Source organism: Candidatus Zixiibacteriota bacterium, assembly GCA_036397555.1.
Classification (GTDB): domain Bacteria; phylum Zixibacteria; class MSB-5A5; order WJJR01; family WJJR01; genus DATKYL01.
This window is the reverse complement of the sequence record DASWIS010000028.1, coordinates 45,277-57,481: the sequence shown is the minus strand read 5'-3', so window position 1 is coordinate 57,481 and position 12,205 is coordinate 45,277. Positions and strand designations below refer to the sequence as shown.

General features: G+C 62.2%; 7 protein-coding genes. 4 read left to right on the top strand and 3 right to left on the bottom strand.

The genetic code is table 11. The features are described 5' to 3' along the window. Window positions 1-24: 24 nt before the first annotated feature. Window positions 25-1,236 (bottom strand): chorismate synthase, encoded by a 1,212-nt coding sequence (gene aroC, locus VGB22_08845; GenBank protein ID HEX9751373.1) that lies wholly within the window; start codon window positions 1,234-1,236, stop codon window positions 25-27. A 70-nt stretch (window positions 1,237-1,306) separates the two neighbouring features. Further along, entirely contained in the window at window positions 1,307-3,325 is a 2,019-nt protein-coding gene (locus VGB22_08840) for an ATP-binding protein (GenBank protein HEX9751372.1), read from the bottom strand. Between the two features lie 410 nt (window positions 3,326-3,735). On the opposite strand from VGB22_08840, the gene VGB22_08835 reads away from it, so the two are divergent. Together VGB22_08835 and VGB22_08830 are read left to right on the top strand one after the other, a co-directional pair. Continuing rightward, the gene (locus VGB22_08835) at window positions 3,736-5,712 is read left to right on the top strand and encodes a DUF2723 domain-containing protein (GenBank protein ID HEX9751371.1); all 1,977 of its coding nucleotides are present in this window, start codon (window positions 3,736-3,738) and stop codon (window positions 5,710-5,712) included. A 75-nt stretch (window positions 5,713-5,787) separates the two neighbouring features. Next, a complete protein-coding gene (locus VGB22_08830) occupies window positions 5,788-6,363 on the top strand; it encodes a hypothetical protein (protein ID HEX9751370.1) in 576 nt (191 codons plus the stop codon). Window positions 6,364-6,366: 3 nt separating this feature from the next. On the opposite strand, the gene moaC is transcribed toward VGB22_08830, so the two are convergent. Further along, entirely contained in the window at window positions 6,367-6,846 is a 480-nt protein-coding gene (gene moaC / locus VGB22_08825; protein ID HEX9751369.1) for a cyclic pyranopterin monophosphate synthase MoaC, read from the bottom strand. A gap of 205 nt (window positions 6,847-7,051) precedes the next feature. Here moaC and VGB22_08820 point away from each other — a divergent pair, with 205 nt between their 5' ends. Then, on the top strand, window positions 7,052-9,349 hold the full coding sequence (locus tag VGB22_08820; protein HEX9751368.1) for a M14 family zinc carboxypeptidase: 2,298 nt from the start codon (window positions 7,052-7,054) through the stop codon (window positions 9,347-9,349). A gap of 230 nt (window positions 9,350-9,579) precedes the next feature. Next, window positions 9,580-11,892, top strand: a complete 2,313-nt coding sequence (locus VGB22_08815; GenBank protein ID HEX9751367.1) for a M1 family aminopeptidase — start codon at window positions 9,580-9,582, stop codon at window positions 11,890-11,892. Window positions 11,893-12,205 lie beyond the last annotated feature (313 nt).

Here is a 12,205-nt window from a genome sequence, read left to right as displayed (position 1 = left end):
ACCCCCCGTTTCGGGAATTGGCGGTCAACGACCGAATCGGTCGATGCGCTTCCGGTACGCGTCAAATCGTTCTTTGATGTCCCGCAGTGCCCCTCCCCCAAACGCATCAAGATAGGCATCGGCAAGGGTGAGCGCGACCATTGCTTCGCAGACGACCGCCGCCGCCGGAACGCTGCAAACATCGGAGCGCTCGACGAACGCCGCCGCGGGCTCTTTGGAGTGAATGTCCACCGATTGCAACGGTTTGTTCAAGGTCGAAATCGGCTTGGCGGCGGCACGGATGATCAGGTCGGCGCCATTGGTCAGCCCGCCCTCCAGACCGCCGGCCCGGTTGGTTTTGCGATAGAATCCGCTCCGGTCGTGTGCGCGGCCCTCATCATAGAAGATTTCATCGTGCACCCGCGAGCCGCGCTGCGACGTCTGGGCGAATCCGGCGCCGACTTCGACGCCCTTGATCGAGTGCACCGACATCACCGCCTGCGCGAGCCGTCCATCGAGCTTGCGATTCCACTGCGTGTGATCGCCCAGCCCGGCGACGATACCGCTCGCCACGACCTCGATGACGCCGCCGACCGTGTCCTGCGCCGCTGCCGCCTCCCGGATTTCGGCGCGCATCTTCTCGGAGGCGTCCGGGTCGACGCAGCGCACATCCGAATCGGCGGTTCGCGATCGGATCGCCGCGACCGACGGCGGCGGTCCATCGAAGGACGCCATTCCGATGCGCACGACATGACAGGCGGTCTGGACGCCGAACTCCGACAGGAGCATCTTGGCAAACGCGGCCGCCGCCACACGGACCGCCGTCTCGCGCGCCGAGGCGCGCTCCAAGATATTGCGCAGATCGTCGAATCCGTGTTTCTGCGCTCCGGCCAGATCGGCGTGACCGGGACGCGGCACCGTGCGCGGCAAGGAGAGCTCGGCTTCGCGTTCGCTGCCCGGTTCGGGACGTTCCGACGTGACCGACATCGCCGAACGCCAATTGTCCCAATCGCGGTTGCGAATGGCAAACGACACGGGCGACCCGAGCGTGACGCCGTGACGCGCTCCCGCTGTAATCTCGCACACATCGCGTTCAATTTTCATCCGTCCGCCGCGTCCAAATCCCTTTTGGCGTTCGGCCAGGTCGGCGGCGAGCCGGTCGAAATCGATGCGCAGCCCCGACGGCAGGCCCTCGAGGATCCCCGTCAATTGCGCGCCATGCGATTCACCGGCGCTGATAAATGTGAGTCCGCCCATATCAGACAGATCGGCTCAGGCCGCAAATCCTGTTCGTTCGCGATCGCCGGAAGCGATTAACAATGAACCCCTATGTCTCCTGCACCCTCGGCAGGCGAATGATCACCCGTGTGCCACGATCCTGACCGGGGACCGGAGACTCCAATGCAATCGTGCCGCCGTGGTCGCTGATGATGCGGTGCGTGATCGCCAATCCCAGGCCGGTGCCTCCTGTCTTGGTCGTGTAGTAGGGCTGGAACACCCTGGGCAAATCAATAGGGTCGATCCCGCTGCCGCTATCATCGAGTTGCAGCAGGACGGTGTCGCCGGCGTGCTGCAGGGACAGCCGGATGCGGCCATCCGGCATCGTCGCGGACAGCGCATTGGACAGCACATTCCAGATCGCCTTGCGCAGTTCTCCCTCGGCGGCGTTGACGACCGACTCGGGCGGCAGCGAAAGAACCAACGTGATGCCGCGTTTCTCGGCGTCCAGACGCGCCATTTCCGCGATCGTTCCCACGAGCCGTTCCAACCGGATGGGACGCTTTGCTTCTGCGGAACTGCGCGCCAATGACAGGTAATCATCGATGATCGTGTTGAGCCGTTTCGACTCTTCCCATACGGTGGCGGCCAGGTTTTTCGCGTCGGCGTCGCCGACCGCCAGCCGCAGCCGTTGAGCCGCCAGCGCGATGGCATTGAGGGGATTGCGGATTTCATGCGCAACGCCGGCGGCCAGATGTCCCATCTCGGAGAGGCGCTCGGACTGACGGACCCTCTGGGCCAGTTCACGTGCTGTCGTCTCATCGCGGATGACCGCGACCGCCCCTTCCGGATGCCCGTCGGCTCTCAGCACCGGGGAGGTCGTGTAGACTAAAATCCGTTCCTGTCCATCGGCCCGCAGGGAAATTTCACGGTCGCGGACCGACTCGCCGGACGATCCCACTTCTTTCAACGAGAATCCTTCGGACGCCAGCACGGTGTCGCAGTCCGATTCGATCGCATCGGCGCCAGTGCGCCCCGTGATCGCTTCGGCCGCCGGATTGAACACGCTGATGCGTTTTGAACCGTCGACCGCGATGACCCCCTGATCGATGGCGTCAAGAATGCGTTTGTTGATCGTTTCGACGCGACGGTAGACCTGCCCCAGGTTGATGAGCGATTGCCGTCCCAGCAGAAACGCGATGACAGTGGTGGCCAACAGGACGAAGAGGACCGCGGCGACTCCCAATTGCCACGCCAGACGCGATTGCGCGGCATGGACAGCGGCCAAACTGACGCCGACGCGAAACATTCCCGAGGGCAGATCTTCCGACAGGAACGGCTTGGCCGCTTCCAGCGTCGGGACATCCTCAAACTCGATCTCGCGTGTGGCGCTGATATTGGCGCTGAGGACGGAGACGAGAAAGGAGTCGGCGGCCAACTTCAAGACGGGCTTTAATGGACGTGACGCAAACACTATCCCATCAGGTGCTTGCAGCATGATATAATGCACATTCGATGCCGCCCCAATCTGCTGGATCAGTTGCCCGATCCCGCCGATCACCGCCGGTGTGGTTTCCAGCTCGCCGCGATTCCAAACAATCAACTCCCCTTGCGGTAAACTCCGCAACAGGCCCGTCCACTGGACTCCACCGACGGAATCGGAGACGGAGACAACGTCATCGAGCGGGTCGCGGTCGGCCGGCAACAGCCGGGCCAGGGTCGGATCGGAACCCAGCAGGCGATTCAGTTCGGACGGCTCCGTGAGGAGATCACCGCTCGTGGCCCGCATGCTCAATCCGTCGGCATCGAATCGCGCGAGCGCACCGGCCAGCGCCGCGCTGTCGAGGCGCGCCCGGGCCAGTCCTGCGGCGATCAGGTCGGCGTGGGCGAGTTGCTTTTCGAATTCCAGACGATCCACCAGCGCGCCGGTGGCCACGGAGTATTGCGCCGCCAGCGTCAACGACTCAAGCAGCGCCAATGCGTCGCGTTGGGCTTCCGCCACGAGCGTTTTACGGGCGGCGCGAATCCCCCAGATCGCCCATAAACCGAACGACAGCGCGATGATGACCGATACGGCGACTACGGTCGCAATCACGCGCTGAGCGCCGGAGCGCTCCAGCGACAACATCGGCGATCTACCGGAAGCCAACGCGGACCGGGCCCCTGCATGACGGTGTGTGCGGCATACCGGGTGATACTACAAGAGCGCGACGAAGTGGTCAATTCGTATACCGGGCGCCCGAACGGCCTGGGCGGCTGATGAAAAACTCCAGGAAGTATAGAAAGGCCAGCTTTGTCATGCTGAGCGGAGCGAAGCATCTGCTGTTCTTCTCCTGTGGGGCAGAAAGCAGACCCTTCGCTTCGTTCAGGGTGACAGACTGCGTTGTGGCGATCACGGTGGGTTTCTCAGCAACCTGCCGGGCCGCGCCAGATGGCGAACCGGACGCATGAGTTCGCCGATTTGGCCGATATATTTGATGGCGGCGCATCCCCGGATGTCGCCGGGGTTTCGCGTTGCCATCCCCTCACGGCCAAGCTATGAGCGACATCATCTATTCGACCGCCCACAGACCCGTCAAGGCGGTAGAGCGGGCACTGTCTCCGCAACAGCGCAACGTCGAATGGCTGGTGGCGACGGTCGTCTTCATTTTGTCCCTGACGCTGTATGTCGCCACCATGTGCCGTACGGTGTACTGGTGGGACACCGGCGAGTTGGCCGCCAATGCCAAGGTCTTGGGCATCGCGCACCGCCCGGGATTCCCGTTGTACATTCTCATCGGGCGGCTGTTCGGCATGGTGCCGTTCGGCGACTTTTTCTATCGGATCAACTTCTTCTCCGCTCTCAGCGGAGCGGCGTCTCTGGCGCTGCTGGCGCATCTGTCGCTGCGGCTGCATGCGCGGCAGAGTCGCGATGCGCTGCGCGAGTCATTCGCCGCCGTTGTGTTGGCGTCACTGGCCATTGCCGGGACATTCACGTTTTGGATGCAATCGGTCCGCGCCGAGGTCTACGCCCCGACGTTGGCGTGCATTGCGGTCATGCTGACGTGTGCCGAACGCTTCGATGCCGATCACCGTGCCGCCGGGCGCTGGCTGTGTTTGGCCGGTCTGGTCGCCGGGTTGGGCATGGGGCTGCACAATGCCACCGTGGCGTCGGTCATGCCGGCGCTCTTCCTGTTCGTCGTGACGATCGCGGTGCGGGATCGTGTCCCACTGCGGTGGTGGGCGTACGCGACGATCTGTCTGGCCATCGGGCTTTCGGTCACGGCCTATCTGCCGATTCGGGCGGCGCAGAATCCGCCGCTGAATTGGGGCTGGCTGGCAATCGATCCCGCGCCACGCTGGGCGGGCGTTGTCGGGCACGATTCCTGGATAACGATGATGACCGGCTCCCTTTCGGGTTGGACCGACCGAATGCGGCAGTGCCTGATCCTACTGTACGACCAATGGGGGTTGGGGCTGCTGATCTTCGTCGCGCTGGGATTCATTGCGTTCCTGTCACGCGTGCGCCGTTGGGCGATGCTCTTGCTGGGAGCGGCAATCGGCAATGTCGCGGTGACGGCGCTTCTGGCAACCGAGTTTTCCGACACCAATGCCGATGTGCACGGGTACCTGCTGCCGTCATTGGCCGTCATGGGACTGTTTGTCGCCGCCGGGTTCGTGCAGGCGTTGTCACTGTTGCGCGCCGTGGCGCAACGGTTGCCCACTGCGAGGATGCGGCCGATCCTGGTGGGGACGTCATCGGCCCTGGTCGGCTTTTTGGCGCTCGCGCCGGTGGTGATCAATGCCCCGTTTTGCAATCTGGTCTCGCACCGGCTCGCGTATGTGTTCGGCGCCGAATCGACGTTGCATCTGAAGCCCAACGCGGTGGTGATTCTCAAAGGCGCCAATTGGGATTTCGTGTTGCGGGGATTGCAATACTGCGACGAATGGCGCCCCGATGTGCGGGTCATCAACCGCGATCTGCTGCCCTCGGCCTGGTACCGTCAATGGGCCAAAGACCGTTACCCCGGCCTTGGTATCGAACAGATTCCTGCCGACGATGACGGCCTGGAACTCGATCGGTGGGCGCAGGAGCTGGCGGCCGAGGGTGTGCCGGTGTATTGGGAGTTTACGGAAATCGATTTGGAGATGGTCAATCACCTGCTGCCCGCCGGACACCTCTTCGAAGTGACGGGAGAGCCGACGACTTTGGAGCCATCGTCGGTCGAACATCAGGAGGAATTCGAGCGCAACTCTCTGTTTTACGGCGACATCGAACGAATTCGTTTCGACTACGACGCCCAGATGGTCTATGTGGCCGGACTGTACCGTGCCGGCATTTATTATGAAGCGCGCGGCTACTACGATCGGGCCAGGGAACTGATCCGCCGGGCCCTGAGCTTCAACAGTTCATCGTCGGAACCCGATGGGTCGCGGCAGCGTCTGCCGTCGGGCTTGTGGCTGGGACTCAGGACAAGTCGGCCCGGCCCGTGGCTCGACCGCGCGGCGGTTGACGATCCCCCGTCGGCGCCGTAGAATCCACTTCGCATTGCGCCATCCCCGGACAATCACGCGCCATCGCGACGGTCGATTCGGGGCACTGCGTGTATCATGTCTGCGATGACATGCCGTGTACCGACGTGGAAGCGGGCCGTCCTGACCGCGATCTTCCTGTTGCTGGCGTCTTTGTTGCTGGGCACGCGACCTGTCGATGCCACGGACACGGTCGGCAATTCGGTTCCGGAGCGGGTATCGGTTCAGATTCAGCGGACCGATTCGGCGCATTGGCTCGCCACCGTCACGCTGACCAACGCCGAAATCATCGCGGCCATGACACTGCCGTTTCGCTGGTCGGGGCGGGGCATCCTCATCGACTCGGTATCGTACGCGCAAACGCGCGTCGAGTATTTCGCGCTGAAGACGTTTCTGCCCGATTCGGCGGCGCAAACGATCCTGATCGGCCTGGTGCCCGACCTGGGAATGGGCCTGCCGCCGTTGGAGCCCGGCGAGGGCACGATCCTGCGCATGTACTACACCGGGCACTCAAGCGCCCCTGCGACATCGCTCCGGATGGACACGACGTTTATTCGGCCCCACAACACACTGCAATTGGTGACGCCCGACGTGCGGTCGATCGTGCCGCGATTCGAGGTTGTCGCGGCGCCGTCCCCCCCGGTGCAGCAGTAGCGTTCACGCGGACGAAAAGTCGTTTTTGCCGCCTGTCTTCTCCACGACGCGTATGCCCTCGATCACCATGGTCGGATCGATTGCCTTGAGCATGTCGTAGAGCGTCAGGAGCGCCACGCCGCACCCGACCAACGCTTCCATCTCGACGCCGGTGCGTTCGGAGGCGGACACGGCGACGGTCACCTCGATCGCCGACTGATCGGGCGCCGCTGCGATCGACACGTCGACAACATTCAAGCGCAGCGGGTGACACAGCGGAATCAGAGCGGATGTTTTCTTGGCGGCCGAGATGCCGGCAACGCGCGCGACTTCAAACGGATCGCCCTTCGGCGCCATGCCCCGGCCGATCGCGGTGAGTGTCTCGGGGGAAACCCGGATTCGTCCCCGCGCGACCGCTCGGCGTTCGGTCACCGCCTTTCCCGAGATGTCGACCATGCGGGCATGCCCCTGATTGTCGTAGTGGCTGAGGTGTTTGTCTGTCATGTCAAGAGCCCCCGCGGGCCAGCCCCTGATCGGACACGGCTGACGGTCCGGCAGGGACCGAAGCAGTATTCCGGCCTTGCCGTGGGGAGTCAATCTCTTATCTTGCGACGGGCACAGGCAGTGCCCCAACGTCGTTTTCGGCCCTCACCGCGCGACGATGGTCTGATGGACCGAACCTCAAGCCGACAATAATGTAGGAGGAGTAATGGATCGACGTGTACTCGCAGTTTCATTAGTCGCGTTGTCGGGCATTGTCATCGCGGCCACCGGCGTGTGGTCGGCCAACGAATCGAACGGGCCGGCCGCGCTGACCGCGGCCGATCTGGCCTTTCTGGAAAAGAAGATCGTCGCCCGCGTGGAGTTTACCGCCCGGGGGCAGTTTGAGGCGGTGATGGCGCTGGAATTCGACATTTTTGAGCACCATCCGGATCCGCGTCGGCGATATGTCACGGCGCTGGTGAATGCCGCACAACTGTCCCAATTGGAGGCGACCGGCGCCAAGGTCACGGTCGAAACCGACGACTGGTACGACACCTACGCGAAGCGAAGCGGCAACAAGACGATGGGCGGCATGTACACGCTCGCGGAAGTCGAGATGCTCATGGATTCGATCCACGCCGCGTATCCGGCGATTACGACCGCCAAGTTTTCCATCGGGACAAGCTTTGAGGGCCGGGACATCTGGGTCATGAAATTCTCCGACAATCCGGAGGTTGATGAAGACGAGCCCGAGGTGCTCTTCGATGCCCTCCATCACGCCCGCGAGTGCATCACGCCGATGCTGCTTCTGGAAACGATGCGGCGCCTGGGCTCCGGATATGACTCCGACAGTGTGATCACCCGGCTGGTGGACACGCGTGAAATCTACTTCTGCCCTGCGGTCAACCCGGACGGCTTTTTCTACAATCAGTTGATTGCTCCCGGCGGCGGCGGCATGTGGCGCAAGAACCGCAATGACACCTACCATGCATCGAACGTCGGGGTCGACCTCAATCGCAACTACGGCTACAACTGGGGATACGACGACTTCGGTTCTTCGCCGAACACTGCCTACGAGACCTATCGCGGACCGTCGGCATTCAGCGAGCCGGAAACACAGGCGATGCGGGATTTCATCAACAGTCGGGAATTCGTGTTCGTCATCAATTACCACTCGTATTCGGACCTCTACTTGTGGCCGTGGGGATACGAGGAAATCTATTCCGCCGACGACGCGCTCTTTGCGGCGATCGGCGATTCGTTGGGGAGCTTCAACGGCTACACGCCGCAGGTGGGCTGGCAGCTCTATGTGACCAACGGCGACTCCGACGATTGGTGCTACGGCGCCAGCGGAACCGAGCACGACCTGATTTTGCCGTACACTCCCGAAGTCGGCAGCGGCGTCGACGGCGGTTTCTGGCCCTCGGGCGCGCAGATCCCCGCCCAGATCAATGAAACGCAGGCCGGGAACTTCCTCATTATGGAGCTGGCGAATGCACCGGAGAAAATTCTGCCCGCTGAATTGCCGATCTGGGTCGGTCCGACCGATGCCGATACGTCGTTTTTTGATCTTGTCTGGACCGATAACGGCGGCATCAATGTGGCCGCCAGTTATCGACTGCGCGAGCTCTACGGGATGCAACGTGAATCCGACGACGCCGAATCGGGTCCGGCGCTATGGGACAACGACGGTTTCGTCAACACGCCGGTGCGAGCCGCCTCGGGGACGATGAGCTACTACGGCGGACTGGATGACTGGCTGCAGTCGCATCTGACCTCGAAGAACTTCATCCACGTCGAACCCGGTGATACCGTCCGGGCCAAGGTCTGGTACGACATCGAAATCAACTGGGATTACGGCTATGTCGATGTCTCGACAAATGCCGGCCAAACATGGTCGGGGCTGGCGGGCAACATCACAACCTCGACGAACCCCAACGGCAACAATCTGGGCAACGGGATCACCGGCAGTTCCGGGGGGGTCTTCGTCGATGGCAAGTTCCCGTTGGACGCCTATATCGGCCAGGACATTCTGATTCGTCTCAGTTACCGGACGGATGGCTTCGTGCTCGAAGAGGGCATCTATTTCGACGACATCTCCCCGCTGGTCGAATTCGACTCGATCGTCGTGCTCGACCCCGCCGTGGCGCAGACGTCCTATGCGGTTGCCGACAAATCTCCGGGCGAGTATTGGTATGATCTCAACGGCACCGACAGCGAAAACCAAACCGGGCCGACCACGGCGCCGCATGGCGTCACGGTCGACTACAACTCGTCGGCGTGCGATTGTTCCTGCCATGCCGATCCCGAATGCAACGGGCTGGCCAATGTCTTTGATGTCGTCCACTGCGTCAATGAGGCCTTCCGCAACGGGGATCCGATCGTCGATCCCGACTGCCCGCGCACGCGCAATGACATCGACTGCAACGGCGTCGTGAATGTCTTCGACGTGGTCGGCATGGTCGAAGTGGCATTTCGCAACGGCGATCCGGGCATCCAGTTTTGCGATCCCTGCGCACTATAGTCATGCCTGAGCACTCCGATGACACTTGTGTGATAGCACAGCGCGGGTCAGCCCAAGGGCTGACCCACACAATATCACAAGCACTCCGCCTCACATGGAGACCAGCGCCTGGGCCGGCAGCCACAACATTGCGAACACTCAGCGTCCCGTGCGGGTCAGCCCTTGGGCTGACCTGCACTGCATCATATCCAATTTGAAAACGCGCCTCTGGCGCGTTTTCTATGTCCGTGATGAGACCGATCGCGACACTGACGCTGCCCGCATTGCTGATCGTCTGTATGCAATGCCCGGTTTCGGTGGCCGCGGACCTGGTCGTGGAAATCACCGGCCCCGATCGCATTGTGTACGATTCTCTGGCCGCGCCGCGGGCGGCCGCGACATCGTGCTTTGATGTCGTGCCGCAGTCGACGTTTGCGACCGACCTGGGCACCTATACTTTCCTCGATGGAACGTTGACCTTCTTTGAGCGCGTCGGCGGCCGTCCGACGGGCTGCCTGTTTCGCGGACGGGGGCGGCTGGACTTCCGTCCCCTCGACGCCAATGAACGCGCCCAACTGGCGCGATTCTGCAAAGACACCGTGCTGGCCGCAGACGTCGGTGACGTCTATTTTCGCTATTTCGATACGATCTTTTCGATGCGGTTGCGTGATTGCGGCGGCGACCTTTCGGGCGAGAAGCCGCCCGCGCCCAAAGAGCTGGCGTCGTATGAAGGGCGAGCCGCCGATGATCTGACGCTGGCGTTGCCAGTTCGCGGCTGGCAGCTTCTCAGCAGCGACCCGCTGCCTCGATTTCTGTATGTCCAACCCGACGTGAAAGGCCAACGCCGGCTTCACTTCCTGCTCGACGAGACCGCCGATGAGCCGGTCTCCGTGTGGCGGGTTCCGGCCGGGGCGCACGGCAAGGGCACGATCGATCTGGTGTGCTCGTATGATCGCCCGCGCACGGCCGAGGAAGTCCGGCAGCGCTCCGATCTTCGGCGCGGCGGATTCGATGTCGCTTCGTATAAAACGGATGCCACGATTGAACGCTCCGGCGACATGGCGCTGGATGTCACGGTCACGGCGTCGGTGCGACGACGGAACCTGCGTTTCTGGGAGTTTTATTGCGCGCCGGAGCTCAAGCTCGATTCGATTCGCATCGGCGGGGTGGCCTGCGGTTTTGTCTATCACAAGCGGGGCGCGTGGATAGTCGCGGCCGATCCGGAGACGCGCAGCACCGGGGACACCGTCGATGTCCGTTTCCACTACCGCGCCGACGAACTGTTGGACAAGTATCCGTGGGGCGATTTCGCCGTACGGTACACGACGCGCTGGCTGCCGGTCGGCGCGCCGCATCGCCGCGCTTCCTACGAGACGACCTTTCGCTTCCCGAAGCACTATGACCTCGTCTCCTGCGGCGATCGATTGTCCGACTCGACCGGCGGCGACTGGCGGATTCAGCGATGGCGCACCATCGGACGCGCCGCCTTCATCTCGTTTAGCATCGGCAGTTTCGAGCGGCTGGGCCGCCAGATCGAGGGCGGACCATTGCTGGAGATATATCGCAGCCGCAATCACCAGCGCGGGTTGTTCGCCGGGGACATCAACTCCGACGTCGCCGAAGACATCGCCGGGGCGCTGCAGCTCTTCGACACGCTGTTCGGGCGGTACCCGTGGCCGCACCTGGCGGCGACCGAAATCCCCGCCGGGCATGGGCAGGGGTTTCCGCAGCTTCTTCACCTCGGCTGGCAGTCGTTCGAGCACAGCCAGAAAGGGGTCACCGATGCATTCCGCGCGCACGAAGTAGCGCATCAATGGTTCGGCCACTATGTCGGCTGGGACTCGTATCGCGACCAATGGCTGTCGGAAGGATTCGCCGAGTATGCCGGCGCGATGTATGTGCAGGCGCGCTACGATGGTAACGAGGAGTTTTTCAAACTGGTCCGGCAGTGGCGCGACGACATTCTCGAGGTCGGCGGCGGGCCGTTTTGGCACGAGGGCCCGCAGGTCGCCCCGATCGGTTTGGGGTACCGCTGTTCGTCGGTGTCGTCGCCCGGCTCCTATCTGCAACTGGTGTACGCGAAGGGCGCTTACGTTCTGCATATGCTGCGGCAGATGATGTACGACTATCAGCAAGGTACCGACGAGCGCTTCCTGCGGATGATGCAAGACTACGTGTCACAGGGCGCGGGCAAAGACGCCACGACCATCGACTTTCAGCATATCGCCGAACGGCATGTCGGATCATCGCTGGACTGGTTCTTCGACCAATGGGTGTACGGTGTGACGATTCCACGGTATGAGTACAGTTGGCGCGTGGAGCCGGCCGGTGGGGAGCGCTGGATCGTGCACGGACAAATAGACCAATTCGATACGGATTCCACATTTACCGCGATCATGCCCGTCACCTATGTATTCGATGAGGGACGCCGGACAGTGCTCCAGCGCGTGACCGGACCGCAGACGACGTTTTCGACGCCGCCGTTGGACCTTAAGCCGCGGCAGGTCGTGTTCAACGACTACCATTCGATCCTTTGCCGCGAGAAGGTCGTGTCCCGCCCCTGATCACCGGAACATCCGATCCGCATAACCGTTATAGCAGTTTCAGGGGGGTGATGTGTCCCCGATGCAGCGGTGAATAACAGACGTCATGCCGGTACTGCGATCACTCTTGACTCAGAAGCGCGGAGTGACTATTCCACTCACGGAGGTATTGGCAAGTTGCTGAAAAACACCAATAAGAACTGGGAAGTGAAGATTGTCATGATGAGCGGAGCGAAGCATCTGCTGTTTTCACTTATGAGGCAAAAAGCAGACCCTTCGCTTCGCTCAGGGTGACAATGGAAGCTGAGACGAAATCCGGGGGGTTTTCAGCAAC